At 44.2% G+C, this 23,521-nt stretch carries 14 protein-coding genes, 1 tRNA gene and 1 pseudogene; 7 read left to right on the top strand and 9 right to left on the bottom strand.

What is annotated here, in order from left to right; all coding sequences use genetic code 11:
• The first annotated feature begins 279 nt into the window (after window positions 1-279).
• Window positions 280-1,227, top strand: a complete 948-nt coding sequence (locus HDT28_08125; GenBank protein ID MBD5132532.1) for a hypothetical protein — start codon at window positions 280-282, stop codon at window positions 1,225-1,227.
• 55 nt (window positions 1,228-1,282) lie between these two features.
• Here HDT28_08125 and HDT28_08120 read toward each other — a convergent pair whose 3' ends face one another.
• The 3 genes and pseudogenes from HDT28_08120 to HDT28_08110 all read right to left on the bottom strand — a co-directional run bounded on the left by HDT28_08120 (window position 1,283) and on the right by HDT28_08110 (window position 2,555).
• Window positions 1,283-1,633, bottom strand: a complete 351-nt coding sequence (locus HDT28_08120) for an inorganic pyrophosphatase (protein ID MBD5132531.1) — start codon at window positions 1,631-1,633, stop codon at window positions 1,283-1,285.
• A 24-nt stretch (window positions 1,634-1,657) separates the two neighbouring features.
• Window positions 1,658-2,248: pseudogene (locus tag HDT28_08115) on the bottom strand (hypothetical protein).
• A gap of 230 nt (window positions 2,249-2,478) precedes the next feature.
• A tRNA-Met gene (locus HDT28_08110) sits at window positions 2,479-2,555 on the bottom strand.
• Window positions 2,556-2,696: 141 nt separating this feature from the next.
• Here HDT28_08110 and HDT28_08105 point away from each other — a divergent pair.
• A complete protein-coding gene (locus tag HDT28_08105) occupies window positions 2,697-3,803 on the top strand; it encodes a hypothetical protein (protein ID MBD5132530.1) in 1,107 nt (368 codons plus the stop codon).
• A gap of 338 nt (window positions 3,804-4,141) precedes the next feature.
• Here HDT28_08105 and aspS read toward each other — a convergent pair whose 3' ends face one another.
• Entirely contained in the window at window positions 4,142-5,434 is a 1,293-nt protein-coding gene (aspS, locus tag HDT28_08100) for an aspartate--tRNA(Asn) ligase (protein MBD5132529.1), read from the bottom strand.
• 282 nt (window positions 5,435-5,716) lie between these two features.
• A complete protein-coding gene (locus HDT28_08095) occupies window positions 5,717-5,974 on the bottom strand; it encodes a hypothetical protein (GenBank protein ID MBD5132528.1) in 258 nt (85 codons plus the stop codon).
• Window positions 5,975-6,299: 325 nt separating this feature from the next.
• Here HDT28_08095 and HDT28_08090 point away from each other — a divergent pair, with 325 nt between their 5' ends.
• Window positions 6,300-8,072 (top strand): hypothetical protein, encoded by a 1,773-nt coding sequence (locus tag HDT28_08090; protein ID MBD5132527.1) that lies wholly within the window; start codon window positions 6,300-6,302, stop codon window positions 8,070-8,072.
• Window positions 8,073-8,147: 75 nt separating this feature from the next.
• Here the strand turns inward: HDT28_08090 and HDT28_08085 are convergent, their stop codons facing one another.
• Together HDT28_08085 and HDT28_08080 are read right to left on the bottom strand one after the other, a co-directional pair.
• The gene (locus tag HDT28_08085) at window positions 8,148-8,744 is read right to left on the bottom strand and encodes a hypothetical protein (GenBank protein MBD5132526.1); all 597 of its coding nucleotides are present in this window, start codon (window positions 8,742-8,744) and stop codon (window positions 8,148-8,150) included.
• Between the two features lie 109 nt (window positions 8,745-8,853).
• The gene (locus tag HDT28_08080; protein MBD5132525.1) at window positions 8,854-9,726 is read right to left on the bottom strand and encodes an AraC family transcriptional regulator; all 873 of its coding nucleotides are present in this window, start codon (window positions 9,724-9,726) and stop codon (window positions 8,854-8,856) included.
• A gap of 131 nt (window positions 9,727-9,857) precedes the next feature.
• Between HDT28_08080 and HDT28_08075 the strand changes: the two genes are divergently transcribed.
• Window positions 9,858-10,628, top strand: coding sequence for a lysoplasmalogenase (locus HDT28_08075; GenBank protein ID MBD5132524.1), 771 nt, complete (start codon window positions 9,858-9,860; stop codon window positions 10,626-10,628).
• A gap of 61 nt (window positions 10,629-10,689) precedes the next feature.
• Here the strand turns inward: HDT28_08075 and HDT28_08070 are convergent, their stop codons facing one another.
• Window positions 10,690-11,118: a helix-turn-helix domain-containing protein gene (locus tag HDT28_08070; GenBank protein MBD5132523.1), complete on the bottom strand. Its 429-nt coding sequence runs from the start codon at window positions 11,116-11,118 to the stop codon at window positions 10,690-10,692.
• A gap of 283 nt (window positions 11,119-11,401) precedes the next feature.
• On the opposite strand from HDT28_08070, the gene HDT28_08065 reads away from it, so the two are divergent.
• Together HDT28_08065 and HDT28_08060 are read left to right on the top strand one after the other, a co-directional pair.
• The gene (locus HDT28_08065; protein MBD5132522.1) at window positions 11,402-14,506 is read left to right on the top strand and encodes a leucine-rich repeat domain-containing protein; all 3,105 of its coding nucleotides are present in this window, start codon (window positions 11,402-11,404) and stop codon (window positions 14,504-14,506) included.
• Window positions 14,507-14,657: 151 nt separating this feature from the next.
• Window positions 14,658-15,827 carry a phosphotransferase gene (locus tag HDT28_08060; GenBank protein MBD5132521.1) on the top strand — a complete coding sequence of 390 codons (1,170 nt, stop codon included), beginning with the start codon at window positions 14,658-14,660 and terminating at the stop codon, window positions 15,825-15,827.
• A 45-nt stretch (window positions 15,828-15,872) separates the two neighbouring features.
• Here the strand turns inward: HDT28_08060 and HDT28_08055 are convergent, their stop codons facing one another.
• A complete protein-coding gene (locus HDT28_08055) occupies window positions 15,873-17,264 on the bottom strand; it encodes a hypothetical protein (protein MBD5132520.1) in 1,392 nt (463 codons plus the stop codon).
• Between the two features lie 538 nt (window positions 17,265-17,802).
• Here HDT28_08055 and HDT28_08050 point away from each other — a divergent pair.
• Window positions 17,803-23,439: a hypothetical protein gene (locus HDT28_08050; protein ID MBD5132519.1), complete on the top strand. Its 5,637-nt coding sequence runs from the start codon at window positions 17,803-17,805 to the stop codon at window positions 23,437-23,439.
• Window positions 23,440-23,521: the final 82 nt, after the last annotated feature.

The following is a 23,521-nucleotide window of genomic DNA, read 5'->3' as shown; positions in this document are numbered from 1 at the left end:
TTTTCGCAGTCAAGCCGTTTCAAGAGATTTCTCGCCACCCTCGAAATGACAAAGAGAGGGGTTTACTCGTTTAAAACATATTCCCCCAACGTAAAGTTTTCTTGCTTACTTCTTTTTCAGGTGAAGTAGAAAGTATATCATCGCATACAAGAAACAAAAGAATAGAAATGCAAAACAAATGTCAATGTAATCGAAGCAAAGTTTTCTTGCTTACTTCTTTTTCAAAAGAAGTAAGTTGACTAAATTAATATAAAATGATACAATATACGCGAGGTGAGTATGGACATAAGAGATACGGTAAGGGAGCTGTTTGACCCGACGTTCGAGGCGGTGGGCGACAGCGACCTCAGCTACGACCAAAAACGCACGGTGCTTTATAACCTTTACTGCTTCGCGTGCGCGGTATATCCCGAGTACGTGGGCAGTCCGTGCAACACGCTGTTCGAGTACGGTTGCTGTTTTTTGATCGAGCCCGAACGCCACCCCGACTACTCAAAGGATAATCCGGAGTTCGTACATACCGCCGCGTCGAGCGACGCGCTGCCGAGCGGCGGGCGTTGGTACAAGCGCAGGGGCAAGGACTTCATCAAGTATGATTATGGCTCGGCGCTGTTCGATAGGCTCGTCATGAGCGAGGTCATACCCCCCGCCGACCGCAAGCCGATCGAGCAAATCTCGCTGTACGCCGCGGTGTACTTGGTGTGCAATATGTTCAAGACCCTGCGCCCGCTGTGGTACACGTACTACTTCTACCTCGACGCGACCAACGAGCCCGTCGACGAGGAGTTCGACGATAAGCTGTTCGAGCTACTGCACGACAAAGCGATATATAAGCAAGCGACCGAAGTTCGCGGCTCCATGCTGATAGGCGACGAGGTCGAGCTCGCCGGCGCGGACAAGCTTCTCAACTGGTACAAGCCGTTTATCGATCTTAGGCGCGATTATATCTTCGACGTGTTCGCAAAACGCATGGCAAGCGGCGACGTCGAGTTTGTAAGCGAGTATTCGCAAACGCTCTTGTCGTGCTATCCCGATAGCGTCGCGCTCATGAACTGGAACGCCGCCGCGCGGACAGAACGCGTGGTGCGCGATCGCGACGAGAAAGCCCTGCCCGAGCTAATACGCGATCTAAAAGACTACGCCGCCGCGGCGAACGGCTCGCCCGTGCTCGACAAGTACCTTAAACTCGCCGAGCTTATGAAAAAGAATATCGACAGCAATAGTTAGGAAATACGACAAACAAAAAGCACCGTTAAGACGAGCGGTGCTTTTGAATTATGTGCTATTTCCTAATCAATTCAATTTCGAAGTATTGTTCTTGGAATGCGGTTTTTGCGAGTATTTCTTCGTTTGAAAAATCGCAACCGTCGGGCGCGACGACCCATTTATCCTCGACGTCATTTAGCCTGTGAATGATTGCTATAACCGTACCGTCGAACTCTGTCAGCGGCTCGTCCACGCCGAGAACGTACGCGTCCTGCGCTTCGCCGTCGCCGCCGAGAACGTCGGGAACGAACCCGTAATTTATCCCGTATACAATATCGTCATGGTTGGGATGAACCGAGCCGAGCGGTCTGTCTATAACTACGTGTACGAGTTTATTAAGTGCGGATCTATCGGGGCGAAAGCCGATTGACTTAACCGTAGACAGTGCATTTTTAAAGAAAGCCGTTAAGCCGTTGACAACGGCAAGATTATCGACGGCGTGCTCGGGTAAGTCGTAATAATACTTGCCCGTCTTTATATCGATAGAAAGTCTGTCCAAAGGGAAACCCGTTACTTTCTTCTCGTGCGGTACGCTCGACAAAATGAACGGTGCGGACGAAAGACTGTCGTCCATGCTCGAAAAAACGTTGTTCTCGTTATAAATAAAATATATTGCGTTTTTATATCTGCCGACGAGTTTTCCGCCGTGAGCTTTGGATAGCTCCGCATAGTAATCGGTCATTTCGTCGTCGGATAATTCTTTGCCGTTGACGCGCCGAATATGCGTCATCGGTTGAAGCCGTTCTTCCAGTCCGTCGAAATATAGTCCGCTGTCGCATGAAAAGACGGGCATGGAAAACGCGTTGTAATATGCTATTGCTTTGATCTTCGCGTTTTCTAACGGGTCTTTGCCGCTCTCGTTGACAGTCGGTAGCTGTTCATGTAAATCGTTAAGCCCGATCAACTCAAACCCCAAAGCTTCCGCAACGGGTTTCATTAAATTAAACTTTGCTTGATTAGTTGTTCCGTAAAGAATTTTCATAAGTGTATTTCCTATAAGATAATAGCTTTTTAATTATTTTAACACGCCGCTATGTGCGTGTCAATAATTCTTAGTTTTGTATATAATTAAGTTTATGTCGCTGCAACTGGATTGTGCGCGGGACTCGCGCACGGGCTTCGGCTTCGCCGAGCGCCTAGCGAACTGCGCGCGGTTCATTCAGCACCGCTACCAATAGAAATACCCACCGCATTCGCGATGGGTATTTCTATTGGTAGCGGCAACTGGATTCGAACCAGTGACCAATCGGGTATGAACCGAGTACTCTAGCCAGCTGAGCTATGCCGCCATATCGAAATATAGTATATCAAATAATCTTCGGTTTGGCAAGGATTTTTCGGTATGTTTTTAAGATAATTATTCTTTGTGCCATTTGACATTGGTTGTGTATAATGATAAACTATTCGTAAACCAAACGGACGAAAAACTTATGAATTATTTATTTTTCGATATAGAATGCGCGTCGTGCAAGGACGGCGGAAAGTTATGCGAGTTCGGGTACGTGCTCACGGACGGCGAATTCAATATTATCGGGCAGGAAAATTTTTTGATCGACCCTGCGTGTACGTTCGATTTTTACGTTCTTAAAAAGATGCTTAACTATCCCGAGCGCGTTTACCGCAGAAGCCCAAAGTTCCCCGAGCTGTATTCCAAAATATCTTCGTTACTCACTGTGCCTGATACGCTCGTCATAGGGCATACCACTCTCGGCGATTGCGAGCATATCGGCGACGATTGTATTCGTTATGGGCTGCCCGTGCCGTCGTTCGATTTCGTCGACATTACCGAACTGTACAAGCTTCATTCGCAGTCGGCGAACGCGACCAACCTAGTCAAAATGTGCGAGGAGCTGAACGTAACGGTAGACGGCAAAGCGCACTCCGCCGACGTCGACGCGCTCATGACGATGCTCGTTTGCAAAGAGCTGTGCGCGCGGTTCGAGTGCTCGTTCTCGGCGCTACTCGATAATAGCAAGAACTGCCGCGCTACGTTTAAGGACTACGAACTGCATTACCGCATGAAACAGGCGGTCGAGGAATACAAAGCCGAGTGCAAGGCGAACGGCACGCTTTTGACCGAAACCGAGCGATATAACGTTTTCACTTTCGCAAAATGCGTCAAGTCGAAAGGCGAGCCGAAAAAAACGACGATTACGGGAAAAAATATCTATATAATCGATACGTATCAAACGGCGCACTATACCGAGCTTATCAATATCATTCGGCTCGTGGCGAGCGCCGGAGGCAAGACCGTTCTCAAACCTAATTCGTGCGATATCTTCGTCGATCACGAAATCAAAACGGCAAGCGGCGATCTCGTTTACAGCAAAGCCAAAGAGAAAGCCGAGCGCGCGGCGCGGAACGGCAAGGAAATAGAGTTTATCAGGCTCGACGAATTGTTAAAACGCATAGGCGTCGACGACGGAGAAATACGCAAGCCGTTCAAAATCAATTTTGCGAAAATGGCGAAAGAGCAAGACGAACGTGTGGTGTACAACGAAGAAGCCGGCGGCTCGCCGCTCGGTGAGTTGCTTTAAGGAATTAAGGAATAAGGATACAATCTATCACCGAAACCGCTAGCGCGGTGGAAGGCTAATAGCGTTTTTGCTCAATCACCCAAAAACAAACCCTCACCTTGGGGGAGGGAACAAAAGGGAGGGGCATAATGGAAAAGTTGGTGGTTGGAGTACACAACAATAACGAGCAACCCCATAATGCCCCCACCACCACTACGTGGTCCCCCTCCCCCCAGAGGGGGAGGTTGTATAAGGATAAGTTTCAATAAAAAAGTACGGCTGTAACACCGTACTTTATTTATAACTTAAAGTTTTCTTGGTTACTTCTTTTTCAAAAGAAGTAACGAAAAACACAACAACTACGGTTTAAGTCTGCTCGGTCCGCGGAACAGGAACGTTACGTCCTTGACCGACGGCAGGTCGAACAGCTTGACGAGCGTACGGGTAATACCCAGACCGAACCCACCGTGCGTAGGCGCGCCGTAGCGGAAGAAATCGAGATACTCGGTCATGGTTTCGGGTTCGATCCCGTTCTCGATAATATTCTGGCGCAGGTTATCGTAACGGTGTTCGCGCTGTGCGCCCGACGTGATCTCTATGCCCTTGAACAAAAGATCGTAGGTCTTGGTAAGCGTGGGGTCGTCGTCCTTCTTCATGGAATAGAACGCGCGCGCCTTGGCAGGGAAGTCGATAATGAACACGAAATCACTGCCGAACTTGTCTTTGACGTACTTGCAGATAAGCTTCTCTCCGTCGGGATCGAGATCGCCTTTGAGCGCGCGCGGCACTTCGTAGTTCATCTCGTCTTTGAGTATGCGGTATGCGTCGGCGAGCGTAATGCGCGGGATCTTGTAATCGAGCGAAATAATATCGTTATCGAAATACTTCTTGTACTCGTCGTTGAACTGTTTTTTAACGCCGTTGATTATGTGCTTTAAGAGCGCTTCCTCTATGTCCATAACGTCGTGGTGGTTTTCTATGAACGACACCTCGACGTCGATACCCGTGAACTCGGTGTCGTGGCGCGAAGTAAAGCTGGGGTTGGCGCGGAAATACTCGCCGATTTCGAACGTGCGGTCGAAGCCCGCCATCATCGACATTTGCTTGTACAGCTGCGGGCTCTGCGTGAGATACGCTTTCTGCCCGAAATAGTTTTTGAGCTCGAACACCTCGGACCCGCCCTCGCTCGACAGCGCGGTGATCTTAGGCGTATGGATCTCGATAAACCCGTTCTTATTGAAATACTCTACGGCGAGCCGCTCGAACGCCGTCTGGATGCGGAACATGAACACCTTTTTCTCGTCGCGGAGATCGATCCAGCGGTAGTCCATTCTAAGGTCCTGCCCGCTCTCGCTGTTGAGCGGAACGAGATCGGCAATGCTCATGATCTCGATTGCGGTGGGGTAGATCTCCTTGCCGCCGTTGCGCACGTATTCCGAGAACACGCACTTGCCTGTGATCGCAACAAAGCTGTGCGGCGTGAGCTTTTTCGCCGTTTCGTACGTGGGATTGTCTTTTTCGATAGTCACCTGCACCGCGCCCGTCACGTCGCGAATGACGATAAACATTATCTTCTTGTCGCGGATCGTTTCGACGTAGCCTTTTATCAGGCACTCGCCCGCAGTAAGGTCTTTGATGTACGTTCTTTTCATACCGAATTTCTCCGTAATGTGAATTCCTTTACATTTTAGCACTCGCAAACCGAAATGTCAAACGGATATAAATAATAACAAAAACGCAATAGAAAAACGCGGAGCTCGATCTGTCAAGCTCCGCGTCTTTGGAACTGATGATTTAAGTTCGTGCGGCAATCTTGCTGTCGATTTCCGCGCTTCGTTCGTCTATATATATCGGTAGTATCACAGAAATCGCCGACGCAATCTTACTCGCGTCACTTAATCATCAGTTCCTTTTCTTGCGGGGAAAAAGTGCGATTAGTAGCCGTAATCGTTGTCGTTCTCGCACCGCATACACTTGCAGCACATGGCTACGGGTTTGCGTTGCTGTTCGCGGACGCAGCAGCACGGCATTTGCCGATTGTGCTCATGGCAGCCGCACGAACCGTGGTTGTCGTTTTTGTGCGCGCAGCAGCAGTTTTGCTTGCGCTCGCATCCGCAGTTGTTTTTGCGCTCGCAGCAGTTATTGGTCCGGTTGCAGCAACAGTTGTTATTGCCGTTGTTAAAGAAGAACATAATAACACACCTCCTGAAAGTATGTACAGTTTGTGCGGGGGTGGTTACATTATCGGTATATGAGGATATGGGCGGGGGTGTTACGGATAATTTATATAGCGAAGATATAATTACGCGATAATTCTCGGCGGTATATCTTGAAATTCGATAAAAATTAGTTTATAATACAAGTGAAAAAGCTTGCTTGCAAGGGCTTTTTCACGACGTATTTCAACGAACGGCTCTTATTTGCGTTTTCGCAAATAAGTTTGCGACAGCAAAACAAAAACGCAGTTTTTGTTAGCCATTTAACGTTATAATAAGACGGTAGCTAAGGAGAATCAAGGTGAAGAACGAGAAGATACCGATCATCGTCGGGGTGACGGGGCATAGGAATATCGTGGGCGAAGATAAAGCCGAGATCAAGGCAAAGGTCGTCGACAGCCTTAAAGAGATCCAAAATCTTTGCAAGGGCAAGGACGGAAACGACACGCCCGTGATCATGCTTAACGCGTTTGCGCAGGGCGCGGATATGCTGTGCGCCGAAGCGGCGTTCGAGCTGGGTATCGACGTTTACGCCGTACTCCCGCGCGACGAAAAGAAGTATATCGACAGCTTCGACGACGAAGCGGACAGAGCCAAGCTTTTCGAGTATCTTTCAAAAGCCAAGCGGAAGTTCGTCGCGCCCGACATGGAGAAAAACAAGGCGTGGCTCAAAAAGACGATATATATCGACGACGACAGCTACGAGTACCGTCAGCTCGGGATATATATGGCGGAGCATTCGCATATTCTTATCGCGCTCTGGGACGGCAAGCCGCCCAAAACGCAATTCGGCTGCGGTACGGTCGAGGTGATCAAGTTCGCGCTTGAACATAACTTTTTGGACAAGGACCACCTGTTCAAACCGGGCGCGATAAACAATTCCGCGGTGGTGTGGATAAAGTCGCGGCGGCAGGGCGACGGCGATTCGGCGGATATTCAAAAGCAATGGCTTATAAGCAGTCTGGATAGCTGCGGCAAAGATTCGTCCGAGTACCTGACCTCGACCGAGCCGCCCGAGTTCTTAAAGGATATTATCTCAAAAACGGCGCGGTACAACGCCGATACGGTTTCGGTCGGCGATGACGCAGTAAACCTCTGGGCGAACGTCGACGAGTTGGACGAGTACAGGAAAAACGTTCGCTATCATTACGCTAAGGCGAACGAGCTGTCGTACGGTAAAAACCAAAAGAAATACAATCTGTTTCTATTGCTCATTGCGATAATCGGTACGGTGATCGCGTTCACCTTCCTTATCTACGACGACGCGGGCTTGCCGTATATGATATTCCCGTGCACGCTCGCGCTCGGCGCGATACTGTGGCTTTGCTACTACGGGCGCAAAAAGAAATACCACGCCGATTATATAGAATACCGCGCGCTCGCGGAAGCGCTCAGAATACAGTTTTACACTTCCATGTGCTTGGGCGAAAAAGAGATAGTGACCGACGTTTGCGATCTGTATTCCTGGTCGCAAAAGATGGACCTGGTATGGATAGACAAGGCTATCCGCGCGCTGTCGGTGATAAACTCGACCGACAAGCTTTCCGTTACTCCGTCCGCGGTGATGGAAGTATGGATAGGCAAAAGCGAGAAGCCGATGGGGCAGCTACGGTACCATTCCGGCAAGCTTGGGGTCAATAAAAAACAAGCGAAAAAGTACGAAAGCTTTTCCAAGGTTTTTCGGTGCGCGACGGTCGCCATATACTTTATAATATTTGCGTTCGAGGTCGCCGCTTGCATAATGAAAGCTGCGGGTGTCGATTGGTTTTACGTGAACGATATTTTCGGCAATATTTCGTGGCGAAGCTTTTGCGCTATCGTCTTGGGCGTGTTCACGGCGGGCTCGCTGTTGTTTTCGAGTTATTGGGGCAGGCTGTCTTTCGATCGCAAGCTCGACGACAACATTAAAATGTGCGAGTATTACGCTTCGGCGTACGCGCGCTGGAACGAGGTTAAGGCACACCCGAACGGCGAGATAGAAAAGTTCGTAAGGGAAATCGCGCGCGAGGAGATCGTCGAGAACGGCGTTTGGTATTCGTACGTTAAAGAGAACGGCTTGGATATAACCATTTAATAGTTGCGGAAAAAGTTAAAAAGAAAAATCGGCAGGGGCTAAGGCTTTGCCGATTTTTTGTTTTTAGACAGTAAGCTATATTTTATCTTTATTCTTCTCGATAAATTCTCTCGAATAAACCTTGGGCAAATCGGTGTTGCGGAGCAGTGTCCAAAACCTGCTCGCGGCGTTTAGCTTATCGGGATAGACGGCGTTGATTTCGTCCGCGCAAAAGTCTTTTAGGAACGCGTTCCATTGACAGCTCGACTTGTCGTATTGCGCGTAAGTTTTTTTGCCGAGCTTAATATCCAATAGGTCGCCGAGCGTGAAAGATCGGTCGTCGTTTGCTTTTACGGCTTTTGCCGTCGCGACCATGTCGGCGTTGAACTTAAAGTTTTTATCGCCCGTGACACGGATAAAGAAATCTCTGAACCTCGGACCGAAAGTGAACCCGCACGCTATCAAGCCCGTTTCGAGCGATAGGTTTTGGGTCGCGGGCTTTATCGCTTTCTTGGGTTTGTGTGCAATTATCACGCCGTCGAAATACGCTTCGATTATTTTATTCAGCTCGATTTTCCCGCCGACGTATTCCAAACCTAAGCTTTTGCAAATCGCTTTAAGTTCGTCCAAATACCAGTAGTATTTTATAAATTCGTCGTACGATTTTATATCGCTGAAATTCGGTCTATCCATGTCGATATTATATCACCGCCGCAAGCGTTTTTCAAGCGAATCCAAATATAATCGGCAAAGTCCTACGACCTTGCCGATTTTGGAGGGGAATTTATGGAGTGACAGCCGATTATTTGACCGCTAAGAGTTCTATATATCCGCGCGTGCCGATAGGCTCTAACTGGATACGCGGGTTGTCCTTATCCCATTTGTATCCGATTGTCGACGGGTCGTATTTCTTGATGGCGTTCTGCACTTCTTCGATAGCCGTGCCGAAATTTTCTTCTGCGAACGGCTCGCCCTGAAACATAAGATACTTTGCGGCGGGAAGGGTGATAACGTCGAAGCCGTCGGGGATCTCGCCGTTATAGTCGCATGGCACTTCCACGCCCTGAACGTATTCGCTCGTTCCGCTCTTTATAATTTTTTCGGGTAGCCACAAGCAAACGGGTTCGCCGCTTATCGACTTAATGCTTGTGAGAATTCCCCACACGTCGCAGCCGACCTCGTTGCAGTAAGTCCAATATTCTTTGGCGGTCACGCCGCGCTTGATTATAACCTTGCGCTCGGGCTTGTCTATGACCTGAATAAAAACGCTTTTCGTGTTTTGCATAGTTTTCGTTCTCCTTGCAATGTATTTGAATTTTACGCCGTAAGGATTGAATAGGGGAATGGGTACGGGGTTCAGTGCGTATTGCTTGGGATTGCACCCGAACTCGCGCGCAAAAGCACGGGTATATCCGTCCACGCTGCCGAAGCCCAAATCGAACGCAACGTCGGTTATCAAGCAGTTCTCGTCCCGAAGCCTAAGCGCCGAATGCCTGAGTCTAAGCCTTCGAATATAATCCGACGGCGTCACACCCGTGTGAGCAATAAATATCCGTCTTGCGTACCATGGCGAATACATTGCGATATCGGCTAAATCGGCAAGCGTAATATCATTCGACAAATGCTCGGCAATATAGTCCTGCATACGCTGTACCGCTTCGATTTGTTCTTGCATCCTTTACCTCACAGCTTGATCTAAGTATACCACGCGGAGTAAATAAAAATCTCGACTTTATTTGCTTAGTATAGCATGATTGACATACCGTTTGTCAAATGTTAGAATAGAACGTATAAAGCGAGGATATTATGAAATCTAAAATTAACGCAAAGGATATTTTTCTTTTCGTCAACCTTGGGTTGGCGCTATTTCTTTGGTTCGGCGATTGCGTGTACGTGCGGTATAGCAATCTTTGGATAAAGTCGGTGACGAGCCTTTTGTTCGTTATTGTCGGCGTAGTTAATCTTGTCTATGCGACTCTGAGTAAGCCCGAAACGAGAAAGCTCAAATTCCCAATACTCATGCTTACGGGACTTGTTTTCGCCATGCTCGGCGACGTCATACTCGAAGTGGAGTTTATAGTCGGCGCGTCGCTGTTCGCAGTCGGGCACGTGTTCTATTTCGTTTCGTATATATTCCTCGAAAAATTCAAGCCGACCGATCTTATCTACGGACTTTGCATTTTCGTTCCCGCCGTGCTCTTGATAACGCTCGCGCCGATATTCGATTTCGGCGACGTCGTCATGGAAGTCGTCGTGGTCGTTTATGCGGCGGTGATATCGTGTATGGTCGGGAAGGCGATAGCCAACTTCGTGCGAGCAAAGAATAAGACTAATCTTATTATATTGATAGGCAGCCTGCTTTTCTTTATTTCGGACTTCACGCTGCTGTTCAATGTGTTTTCGACATTGCCGTACTTCGGCGTGATCTGTCTTGCAACTTACTATCCCGCGCAATTCCTGCTCGGGTTCTCGGTTTTTTCGTACTGCTCGGCAAATAGAGCCGCCGACAGTCCCACTGCGGAAACCGCTCCCGAAGCCGATACGGCAAACGTCGTTACGGACAATCAAGAAATATAATTACCGCAAAAATCAAGCGGCGATCGAATTGCTTCGTCGCCGCTTTTTTGTTGCTCGATTTTTACTTTTTATCCTTGACTGGTTTGCCGTTCATGCCCTTCCAGGTTTTGAGCGTTTCTTTGAGCACGCCGCGCATATCGGGCGAAAGCTTTTTGTACGAGTCGACTATCTCTAACTCGTCCACCGTAAGTACAACGCTTTTACTTCCCGTCACAGGCTTTACCGGTTTGCCGCCTGCGTCCATGATCTTGATCGCACCGCTCGGCGCACCGCCGTCGCCGTCCACGCCTATCAAATAATCGATAGGGCAGTCGAAGTATTCCGCAAGCTCGACGATATAGCCGATCTTCGGTTCGGCGAGTCCGTTCTCCCACTTGCATACCGCCGCGTCGCTTACGCCGATCGCGCGCGCAAGTTCGAGCATGGACACCCCCGCTTCTTCGCGTAGCTCTTTGAGCCGCATGGCAAACCGTAAATATTTCTTAGCCATAGTCTCCCTCTCGATTACTATTACCATATGTATTATACTAATTTTTATTAGTAAAAGCCTTGACATAAACTTTAATTAATGATAATATTTAGATGGCATTAATAATAGTTAGTGAGGTAAAAGTTGAAAGCGCATTCATCGCGTGATACGGGCTACGTTTGGCTCGGCGGCTTGGTCATGTACGTCTATGTACACTTCCGTCGCCCCCTCGCCAACTGTTGCCCGTCTGACGCGCGACTGCGCTTTCACCAACACTTTATGACGAGGAGGTCATGGTTAAGATATGAAAAAGCGACTATTGGCAGGCGCGGTATTTGCCGCGGCGGTTATCGGCTCGGCGTTTTGCATGGTCGGGTGCGGCGGCGGGGATGACGAGAGCGGCAACGGCGGCGATGGTCACAGTCATACCGCGTCGTCGGCGTGGGGATACGACGAGTATTATCATTTCCACGAAGCGAGCTGTAAAATCGTCGCGCACAGGACGGACGTCGAGGAGCACGACGGCGACGATTGCTTTTGCGGCTACAAGACGGGCGGCGATACGCAGGATCCGCCCGAGAGCGGCGCGAGCGAGTTCGGCACTAAGCTGGCGGCGGGCGGCAAGCTTTTGTTTAAGAAAATCTCGGGCGCGAGCAAGTACGTGCTGACGGTGACTTATCCCGACGGGAGTTCGCAAAACTACGATATTGCTAAGAACAAAACCTCGGTCGATCTCGAAAATATCGAGGACGATGCGTTCCCCGTCGGCAAGTCCACGCTTAGGCTCGTCGCGTACGAGCTCGATAAAATCAAGGTGGACGGCGAAACGATCGAGCAGGACGTGCCCATGAGCGGCATAGACGAAAGCTATCGCGTAGTCAAGCTTAACGGCAAGTTCACTCTTTCCGTGCTCGCGTATGCGGACGAGTATATCGATCTCGACGGCTTTATCCGCGAGGACGGGAATAATAAATTCGGGTACGAGCTTGCGCTTAAAGACAACGCGGCAACGAGCTTTAATATAACAAAGTTCGCAAAGGCGGCGAGCGGCGGCAATATCAAGTTTTACAAGACGAAAGCGGGGCGCGACGCCGAGGACAGTAGCGCGCAGTACGGCAGTATCGAGCTCGGCGCAATGAAGGCGGTGGCGGGCGAGAACTATTACTACGTTCGCGTAGAGAAGGGCGGCGAAAAAAAGGACTACGACCTTTGCGTTTACGGACTTCTTTCTATTAATATCAAACGCTATAACCTGTCGTACACCACGGCGGAAAACGGTGTGCGCACGTATACAACGACGGCGATAGGCGAGCCCATTTCGGCGGTCGACCGCGGCATAATCGCGCAGGAAACTTTCTTCGACGGCGTGGACGGCGGCAAGCTCGGGCGCGACGCAAACTACAACGTTATCGGTCGCGGCGACGTCACCGTTTCGGCGGATGCGGCGGATAGGTTCTACGACCTCAATATTTACTTCTACAACGAGCAAGCCGTTACCGCCGACTGCGCGGAGATCGCGGAGTATAAAAAGACCTTCCGTATAACCGAGGGCGATTACACCATTTCGCTCAACACGCTTTTCAATGCGAAAGGCGCTGTAACCGTGCCGTATATTATCGTCGGCAAGCCCGTAGTTTCGGCGGTGTTCCAGAGCACGAACGACGTTACCGAAGTAGTCATACCCGAGGGCACGACGGCGTTCGTCGCTTCCTTCCAGCAGTGCATGGGCATAACCGATATATATCTTCCGTCGACCATAACCGAAATGTCGCAGTTCGCGTTCGGCAGTGACGTCATGATAAAGAGCATACCCGACAGTACGGTTATTCACTGCGCGTTCTCGGCAAGCAAGGCGAACGACTTCACCTTTAAATGGAACTATATCGCAGGCACTATGCGCGCGTACGAAACAGAGTACGACAGCGCGCATTTGGGCGGCGGAACGACTTCGCCGACTACGCCGAGCGTTTCGGTCGGGCTCAATTATCGGCTGGACGATAATGCGCTTACAGTCGTGAGCATTACCGAAGATTTCAACGGCGTTATTCCCGATTCGGCGAGCTACGACGGCGAAACGTATAACGTAACGGCGATCGAAAATCTTTGCTATGCCGACGGGTCGTGCTATAACGGCGACCTTGTTATCGGCAAGAACGTCGACGATATCGCCGTCGGCGTGTTCGGCGCGGCGCGCACCGAAAGGGTAAAGAGTATAACGGTCGATCCCTCTAACAGATCGTTCCATATAAGGGACGACGGAATGCTTTACGGCAGCGGCATTTCGCGCGTTATACTCGCGCCGAACGGCGGAGATATTTGTATCCCATCGCACGTTACGAGCATTGACGCGGGCGCGTTCGGCACCGAAAAGTGCAGGGTGTTTATCGAGAAAACCACGGACACGACCGGATACGACTGGTCGAAAATGGGCGTAACGCCGATTCTTGGCGCGTATAAAGTCGGAGGCTATAACGTTTATACGCTCGGCGGCGAATTGAGTAGCGAGCCGTACGCCACGTTTGCGGGATATAACGGGTCGAGCGAAAGCATAACGATTTCGTCGCAGGCAGACAACTTGCCTGTAAAGTTTATCGAGGGCGAAAATATTTTCGACGGGCATGATATTACCGAGCTGGATATCCCCGCCACGCTCGCTACGCCCGAAAACGTTAAAAAATTGTTCGGCACGTCGATCAACGAAACCGTAATCAAGCTCCAAATATCGGGCGACGTCGTCGGCGACGATAAGATAATCGATTTTATAAAATGCTTCCCCGAGCTCGACAAAATATCTTTCAGCTACGGCTCTGTGTATTCCGCAAAGGATGATAAAATTATTTACAAAACCACGCAGGGCGGCGGGTACAGCGAAATCGTATACGCGTTACCCAACATAAGCGGACGAGTAGAGCTGTGGTTCTGCGACGGTATAGCGGCGGGCGCGTTCGCGGGCACGGCTATTACGGAAATAGATATAGACCCGGGGCTTAAAACGATAGGCGACGGGGCGTTCAAGAACTGCGCCATGCTTACGAAAATAAACTTGGAGTATTGTCATAATCTTACGGCTATCGGCAAAGAAGCGTTCCGCGGCTGTCGAGCGCTTACGAGCATTACCATAGCGTCCACAGCGGCGGTCACGCGCATAGGCGCGTTTGCGTTCTACGGCTGCACGCAGCTTACCGATGTCACACTACCGAATATCAAAGATACAACGTTCGAGCTCGCGGAAAGCGACGAAAACGGCTATCGCGGCGTGTTCTCATGCTGCGGCAAGCTCAAAACGCTCTCGGTCTTAATGGGCTACGAACAGTTCGAAACAATAGAGGACAGAGCGAACGTAACGCATTCGAGCTATATCACGACCTTGCATTGTAACGACGGCAGCAATCATACGATAGAGTATTAAATAATTAAATATAAAGATAGAAAGAGCGACTGCGTAAATTCGTCAGCCGCTCTTTTGCTAAGCAGATTAGCGAGCGAAACCCGATACTATCGCGAAAGGCACTTTATTCAACTTGACGTTGTATACTAAATAAATTATAATAAAACATATTATGGATAAAAATTTTTCTGCCGACAAGCTTTATGAGATCTGCCGTTTGGACGATTGGCAAGCATTCGAGTCCTATCTGCAAAACGAGCTTCAAATAGAAAATTACGCGTTCGTTTTACAAGATGATATTTTGCGTGCCGTATTGTCCACGGAAAATATATTTAACGGGCTAACGACAGTATATCAAATCGAACGAAATAATAACGGATTCTTTGTTCATCCTTTACTGCATATTATTTTGAACTTTGCATTAGCGTATTCAATTACCTATGAACAACGTATTTTTAAAATATTGAATTTCGGCATAGCGCACAACCTAAAAATTTCAAAACAGCTTTGCTGTGACCAAATATTACAAAACGGGGATCTGATACTGAATAATAAAATTATCGGGCGAGCAGTGGTGTTTAATACCGCAGAACCGCTTAACGGAACAGATAGATTATTTTTAAAACTTGATGAGTTAAATAATAGCGTTAAAGCTATTCGGGCAAAGCAACTGTATCTTGCGGGCGGCTATTCGGGTTTTTCGGTTAAACTTGCCGACGGCGTAATTGAAAAAGACAGAACGTTTAACGAATGCGAATATTTGTTTTTAAAATTGTTGGAACAGAATGGATATTCGAAAGCACCGAGATATTTAGGCGAAAGAAACGGCAAAGATTTATTCAGCTATATTAAGGGTGAAACAATATCATATACCTATGAAATGAGCCAAGCCGCAATTATCAAAATAACAAACGAGTTAAAAGCGCTTAACACGATTTCAAAAAAATATCTAAACGATAAAGTTTATGCTCACGGTGATTTAGGTGCGCAAAACGTTATTTTTAATAATACCGAAATTGTGGGAATCATCGATTGGGATAACACATTTATAGGGGACGAGTACGATGACTTTATCTATGTGTTTTGGGTATGGGCTAACGTCGGGAACTTGCAACGTAGCGACGATAGAATGTTCGAGTTATTAAATACAATGATCGAAACATATCAACCGGACGATCGGTTTAGAAACGATTTTTCAAATAAGATTTGGCAAAGAATGGAAAGAAAATTAACAGAAACACCCGTTAATTCAAAAACATATAAACGCATATATGATTGGGTGAAATGGAGTCAGAAGTGGGTGGAAAAATACAGCACCCGAATTTCGAACGAAATCGGGTAACAAGAAGCATAAATTAAATGCGTAGAGTTTTTCTTATTTTATTTTCTAAATCTTTTCGTCGGGATTAATAGTAGATTCTTGTTCTGTATTCGCGTTTTGAGTATCTTCGGCTGTTTCTTTGTCAGTCGCGATATCTGTTTTAGCTTTGCGGGTTAGTTCGAATTTTTTGAAGAAAACCTTTTCCAATAAGAAGGATAAAGCGAAATGTACGACCATGCCCAAACCGAACATAATTATAATTGTATCCATTGTAAAAGCAATGGCGTTCGTAAGATACAATATGAAGAATATCCCATAAAATACAATATTAATTATTAGCGAATTGATCGCGTTATAGATTGTTTTACCGAGCCCTGTAAAAATATTGTCTATTATTGCACAACCGGCATAGGCAATGTAAAAGGGGACAAGCTTTATCACAATTATAAATATTTCGTGGGCGTTTGATAATCCTTGCGCGGTCTTAAAAAAAGAAGTCCAAGTAGGAATAGTAACTGCCCATAACAAGACGGTTGCAGCGGCGATAAAATAATAATTCGATTGTTTTAATTCGGTATATCCGTCTTTACAGTCGCGCCGTATTACTTCCGAAAGCGCGGTGATAGGGATAAGCAACCATCCCCAAATAAAGTTATTCGCTATCCAGTAGTTGCCCTGTTCGGCAACCATATTGACCATTCTGCCGATCATTACTGCGTAAATGAAATTATCGATAAACTGTTGTATACCCGAAAAAACGCCGATCTTACCCCATTCTTTAAAAATCGAAATATCGCTTTTATGAAACCAACAGGGCCTTATAAGCTTTTGCAAATAAAGCATTACAAAACTTGCTACTGCCAGAACCGAATTGACGATGATGTTCGACACGGCTATACCGTATACTCCCATATTAGGGATAAGCGCAAAGTCGCTGATAATCGAAAGAACCGTGTTTATTGCTAAAAAGATATAAACATTTTTGTCTTTACCTACAACCACGAATACGACGTTTACGAAGCTGACGATTATACCGACCATAAAGGCTATCGTTTCAAGCTGTAAATAGTGATTCGTCGTAGCTAAGTCGATTTCCTCGGGGTTCATTGCCTGTACTAATACAGAGCCGTATATAAGAACACCGATCGAAAATAAAGTATATATTATAAAGGATAGCAGCCCCGTTTTGAAAGTGTGCTTTGCAAAATTTTGTTCGTCATGCTTTAACAGTTTGTTTAGTATCGAATAAAGCGGAATGATCAAAAATGCTTGCAGCGTTTCGTTTATCAGGTCAAACCATTCCATTTGACCGATGATATCAAAAGCTCCGCCGCCGGCATTTAAAGAAATAATTAATGTTTTTACGGTCTGATAAATCGCGGGAATAAGCGCTAATGCACAAAGCGACGCAAACAATCGCCAATTAAACTTTTTCAGTTGCCCGAATTTCTCTTTCATGATTTTCCTTTGTACAAACTTTACATATTTTTTTCGGTTCGATATGCCTCATTAAGAGATAGCGGGGCTGACCATCTCTCTATAAAAATGTTATTGTAGCATTTTTATGTATGAGCCAAGTAAGCTGTACAGCCTAAATATATCATAGTTCAAAAATAAAATCAACATTATAATATGTGGCGATTATCCACAATAAAAAACGCTTCCGCGTTGGTGCATCGTTGTTTGTGAATGTACAACAACTAATGTTGAACTGTTTAGATTATAGTAGACTGATTGAGTTGGTTGTAGAGTTTTTGGGGAAGAAATAAAGCAATTTTATAGCAAAAGGAAAAATTTTCTATGTTTTTTGTGTAGATATAATAGAGCAGTTATGTTTAACTTAGCATCAGCTTGTATTTATGTTGACACAAATGATTGTTGACAAATTGCAAATTAAAATAGATGGATATATTTTTTGTATATGCTAATATTCTATTGTCGTAAACTATACGCTTTTACAAAAACAGGAGTAAGAATGAATTAGTTTTTAAAAATTATGTGGAGGACAAATAGAAAAAAACAATATATTTTGATTCTGCTTTTAACAACGGCGATTGTTTTATTATCGTTAATCGTGTTATTGGTTTTGAAAAATAAAAGAGATTCGCAAGGAAATAACAATCTCGAATTTTCCTCCGTTGCAGTAAATGGGATTGAAGCCAAATCAAATAACAATGATTTCACAGTATATGTTCCGCAATGTGAAAAAATAAGTCTGAATTGCACTTACGATATTGGCGTAATATGCAAGTGGTATAATGAGTTCGGACAAGAGATTGACGATATAAAGAATATACTGATTAATGGCAAGGATATTATTTTAAAATATGTGTTAAGTAAAAGTAAGGTTGATGATACTGTCGGAAGACTTTCAATTGTTAATGTTTTGCCAGAGAAAGAAGTTGTTTCGTTTTTATTAAATAATGTAAGTCAAAGCGTACGGGGTAACGAGATTTTTTTTGCTTTGCCCCCAAAAACCAATAGAATAGAATCTGCAAATATAGCATTATCTGATTTTTTCAGTTATAAACTTTATGCAGATAGTGAAAAGACGACTGAGCTTAATGATATAAGTGTATTACCGTTTTTATCAACGTATTATTTAGATATTTATAACGTCAATACAATAGAAGTTTATAAAAGCTATATTGTCAGAATAAACGTTCAAGCATCAGACAATACGGCGTTATCTACCGTTATCGTCAACGGAGAAGTAGCAATATTCGAAGAAGGAAAGTTTTCTATTGCCATCGACAAGACATCGTATTTAACCGTCAATGCCATTACTGATGACGAGCAGGCTCACGTTGTTATATTAAGAGACGATCTTATTGTTGAAAATGCTAACAACATACTCATTTCCGACAAAGAAAGTGAACATTTTTTTTCAATTCGTGTTACGGCGGAAAACGGAAAAGAAAGTGATTATTTGTTAAGCGTTGGTTTAATCTATGAGGCGGTAAATACAATTGAGTCCGCTAGTGTAAACAATACTATGTGCCATTTTGATGGTGATGAAATATCTGTATTGTTGGATAGAACAGATCGCATTACAATTGATATTCAACTTTCTTCGTTTCTATCCATAGTGAATGTTTATAGCGATTATGATATGGAAAACGAAGTGTATAATATCACAAATATCGACACGAAAAATAGTGGGTTACATTTGCAATATTTTATTGTTGTGACTGCGGAAAACGGCGACTATAAAAGATATTTAATGAACATATACTTTATTCCATTAATTGATTGCATGTTAGAAAATGTGTCCGTAAACGGACGCCCGATTGTTTTCTCTAATAATTGTGCGGGATTAGATATAATAGGAAGGGAAAACATACTCGTATGTTTGTCCGATATATCCATTAGTAGGGGAGCAGCTTATAGAATTTATAGAGATGAAACATTTGAAAACGAAATAACAGATATAACTTCCATTGAAATAACTCCAAATTTTAGTTGCATTTACATTGTAGTTATATCCGAGGACCATGAGCATTCAAATATTTTCATCATTAATTTTACAATTATCTCGAACGACAACTCTTTGAAAGGAATTACTTTAAATAATAATGAGTATGTTATTTTAAATGAAAATGAAAGTATTTTCATAGAAAGCTGCCGCAAGATAAGTATTACAAACATAGAACATAACATAAACGCTACTGTAAATGTTTTCTATGACGCAATGCAGACGGATCCTGTGCTTAATTTTACTGATATTAGATATGATAATAAGCAGGCAGAGCTCTTTGTGCGAGTGGTTGCGGAATCTTTGGATATTTGCGTTTATCATATTACAATTATAATAAAAGATGCACCGGAAATTAGATTTTTAACAAGTTCGATAACATTGACCGAATGGCAGGAAAGTATAAATATAAACGACTTGATTTCGGTAACAAACAATTCTTATCTACCGGAACAATATAGTTTGATTATTTCTTGGGATGGGGTTGTTCAGTCGTTAAATGATATAATAATTAAAAACATCCAAAATATATATACTTTAAGCATCAAAATAGAAAGTCCGTATTTTGCAACAGAAGAATACTTTAGACAAATTGAAATATATCCATATACATTGACCCCTATAAATGTTGAAGTTATAAATGATTTTATAGAGATAGGCGAGCAAACGAAAACCGTCTTAATTGATGAATTGATAGCCGTTGACGGCGGAAGTTATATTCTCGGGAAACATTACTATATAGCAATATTTTCTAATACGACGACAGAAATCATCACGAAGCTAAATCAATCCATAGTTCTTTCGTTAGGGACATATCATATACGCGTCTGCCCGATTGGTCTTTTTTTCGAACCATTTTTTGTCGACGAGATACATGTTTTTCAAAGAGAATTGAATCCGCCTGAAATTCAATCAAAAGACTATTATGAATTTGTTCCGAATAATAAATCAAGTATTTTGTTGCAAAACATATTTACCGTAGTCGATAACGAAAATGATATTTTACTCACAACTACTTTTATAAACGGTAAAGAGGCCAACGAGCTGGTTTTAATTAACGGTCGATATGAAATAAAAGTTGAAGTTTTGTATGATAAAGGAACCGTCGAAAGAACTTTTGTAATTTACGTCGGTCTCATATCGGATAATACCAATGTAAATATATATATTAACGGTAAAAAAGTAGAATTTGAAAATGGCGAATATGCCCTTAAATTGGCTTATGATGAAGAGCTAAACCTATCTGCTGCGACTTTAAGCGATAAGGCGGATGTTATTTTGATGGTAAACGGCTTGCCTGCCAAATTCGGTAATATCAGTCTACTTGACGGCAACAACCAATTGAAGATAACGGTAGTTGCAGAAAACGGCGATAGCGCCGAATATGTAATAACCGTTAATAAGAGTGCGCGCGTCATGCCGGAAATACAAATTTCGGATAGAACAGTTGCGCTTACGGATAATCAGGCATATATTTTACTTACCGACTATTATTCAATAATAGACAACGATTATATCGTTCAATCAAAATCATTGCAATGCGATGGAAATGAAATCTATGGAGATATCTTGCCTGTTATTAATGATAATAAACAGTACAATATTACAGTCAAAATCTATGGGGATTTTGGCGTAATCGAGAAGGCTTTTAAAATAGGCACTATTAGATATAGCGAAGTAAAAATACGCTTTAAATCTCAGAATATTAATAATAAAGACGGGTATATTTTTACTCCCGAAGATTTTATTGAAAGTGTTGAATTCGTGGGGTACGATGAACCTTATAAATATGAGGTATTATTAGATGACGTTCTTTTTACCGATAAGCAGCTCGCCGACGGGCAGTATATAGTAACGGTTAGGGCATGGCAGAACAATATTTTATTAAAAGAAGCGTCTGCCGTTTTTACCGTTGCTTGTTCTCACTCGATGCAAAAGGTTTATGTGCAGCTTATTAATAACGAGATAGGAATTGATACCTATAATAAAAAGTTAAATTTTGAGGACGTGTTTGCCTTTAACTACGGTGACTATGATCGAAACGAACTGGATATATATTACGTTGTTAATGGAGAGCAGCATTATGACTTGAACGTTATTGTAGGGAGTAATTCTTTTGAAGTTGTTATAGTTGACATTTCTTCGCAGATAGAGTTGTTCGCTAAATCTTTTACGCTTAATTGTGTTTACAGGCCTACTGCACAGAATATATTTGCGTCATTAAGCATAAACGGAGAAACCGTCTCAATTGACGGCAATACTGTATCTTTTGTTTCTTCGAACTATTTAACGAGCATAGAATTGGCATATGTATTAAATACGGATTTCATCGTAACGGGGCTTTCGGAAAAGTGCGATATACAGCCGGGGGTGAATTATATCGGTTATACCGCCATAGTAAAAGGGCAGCCTATCTCTTGCGTTCTTGAAATATATAATTTAAATTATTTTAGTGATTACATAAATTTAGTGAGATACAGCGAATATATAGCCGAAAACAATATAATAAGCGCACCGACAGAAACGGAATTTGACTTATCTTTGCTTTCTGTGGAAGTTTCCGACCATCATATAAAAACGCAAACGACCTGTAAACAGGTTGAACCTAATATTTACGATATAACCGTTATCGGCAAATACAGCAATATAGATATCGGGCGAATTGTGGTGAGAATATTCATAGGCAAGGAAAAGCCTAATCTTAGGAACGTTATACTAAGCGTAACCGCAGATAGTATCGTTTCGTGTTCTATAAATGAATTCTCGGTTGATTTAATTCTTGTTTCCGATAACACAACGATAATGCCGGAGTTTAATCGCATATACGATAATTGCAGTATCGAATGTGAAGCAAACGATCTTGGTATCGGATTAAATACACGCTTGTTGACAGTTATAGACGGAGATACGTTAGAAAGGTATACATATGCTTTGAATATTGTACTATTCCCGAAGAATATCATATCAAGCGTGGAATATTCGGGAACGCAACTTTATAATAAAAACAACATTTATATTGCAGACGTTGACTTAATTGTCGAGGAAAATATACGATATAATTTAAATGAGCATATCGGATTGCCTGTATCGGTTAAGAGCAATCGGACTGTTTATAACGGCGTTATAGTCGGTTATGATTATAATGTAATTTATGAATTTGCGGAAATATTCCGATTCTCGGTAGCTGCGCTCAATAATAACATTGCCGTTGTTGTAACATGCGACAAGACCGAGCTTGATCAATACGGCAACGACAAATTTATTTTTGATTTTAATATAGACAAAGCGACGCAAGAGGGCAGGCTAACAAAACAATTTAATATTCGCAGTATATATCCTTATACAATAATTAGTGGAGAAGGGATAGCGTCGGCGCAAAACGGATACAATATCACGGTTGATTTCGGGGATATACAAGAATTAGAATTGGGGACTATAAGTAAAACAATACTGTTTAGCGCGGAATCCCTGGCTAGTTCCTTTGATTATAATATCGACATTGAACTACATGTAAGCGAATTAGACGAATTAAGCGCACCGCTTGTTATAACGGTGAACGGTAAACAAAAGCTGTATTTTTCGGACGCCGACCTTGCAAAAGATTCCGTTACATCCGGGCGCACGCTTCGCGCAAATATTTTTGACCGTGAAATTATATTGTCAATAGGCGGAACAAGAGCGTATAAATTTTTAGAGAACAATACCGAAAAAACAAGCATTACGTTAGCGCCGGTGTATGACGGATATCTAAGATTCGAAATAATGTCCGATCATCGTGTGAAGCATATATTGATACCGTGCGAGTATGTCGACGGGAACGGCAACGTTATAGATACGGGAATAAAAATCAACGACGAACAATTCTTAATTTTGAATAGCTCGCGCGTTGTTGAGATTACTTACGGCGGAGTCACTTACGAAGACGTGTTCGTTGTAGATAAAAGATTATCGTTGCCCGTTGGTACAAAAGAAGTCAATATTGAGTTTTTCGGTTATTTGGCAGACGACGACTCGTTTGTATTTTCGGATAACTCTGTCGGCAGAGTCGGGACGATTCAAATCCACGGTGACAAGATTATAATTTTAATGGACGATTACGGAATAACAGTTCCATATGCCGTTATAGAAATCGAATATATTTCGGAGGATATAGTATGAAAAAGATCGCGTGCATTCTTATTGCCATTTGTTTGGCTTTGACCGGTGTGCTTTATTGTGTCGGTTGTAACAATGAGAGTGA

This window comes from Clostridiales bacterium (assembly GCA_014799665.1).
Classification (GTDB): Bacteria; Bacillota; Clostridia; order Christensenellales; family Pumilibacteraceae; genus Anaerocaecibacter.
Note: the sequence above shows the minus strand (reverse complement) of the source record. Positions and strands in the feature narration are given on the sequence as shown.

Excerpts from the sequence above, each read along its gene's own strand:
- HDT28_08065 (MBD5132522.1), top strand. The coding sequence starts at position 11,402 with ATGAAAAAGCGACTATTGGCAGGCGCGGTATTTGCCGCGGCGGTTATC.
- HDT28_08085 (MBD5132526.1), bottom strand. The coding sequence starts at position 8,744 with ATGGATAGACCGAATTTCAGCGATATAAAATCGTACGACGAATTTATA.
- HDT28_08105 (MBD5132530.1), top strand. The coding sequence starts at position 2,697 with ATGAATTATTTATTTTTCGATATAGAATGCGCGTCGTGCAAGGACGGC.
- HDT28_08080 (MBD5132525.1), bottom strand. The coding sequence starts at position 9,726 with ATGCAAGAACAAATCGAAGCGGTACAGCGTATGCAGGACTATATTGCC.
- HDT28_08050 (MBD5132519.1), top strand. The coding sequence starts at position 17,803 with ATGTGGAGGACAAATAGAAAAAAACAATATATTTTGATTCTGCTTTTA.
- HDT28_08060 (MBD5132521.1), top strand. The coding sequence starts at position 14,658 with ATGGATAAAAATTTTTCTGCCGACAAGCTTTATGAGATCTGCCGTTTG.
- HDT28_08055 (MBD5132520.1), bottom strand. The coding sequence starts at position 17,264 with ATGAAAGAGAAATTCGGGCAACTGAAAAAGTTTAATTGGCGATTGTTT.
- HDT28_08095 (MBD5132528.1), bottom strand. The coding sequence starts at position 5,974 with ATGTTCTTCTTTAACAACGGCAATAACAACTGTTGCTGCAACCGGACC.
- HDT28_08070 (MBD5132523.1), bottom strand. The coding sequence starts at position 11,118 with ATGGCTAAGAAATATTTACGGTTTGCCATGCGGCTCAAAGAGCTACGC.
- HDT28_08075 (MBD5132524.1), top strand. The coding sequence starts at position 9,858 with ATGAAATCTAAAATTAACGCAAAGGATATTTTTCTTTTCGTCAACCTT.
- aspS (MBD5132529.1), bottom strand. The coding sequence starts at position 5,434 with ATGAAAAGAACGTACATCAAAGACCTTACTGCGGGCGAGTGCCTGATA.
- HDT28_08125 (MBD5132532.1), top strand. The coding sequence starts at position 280 with ATGGACATAAGAGATACGGTAAGGGAGCTGTTTGACCCGACGTTCGAG.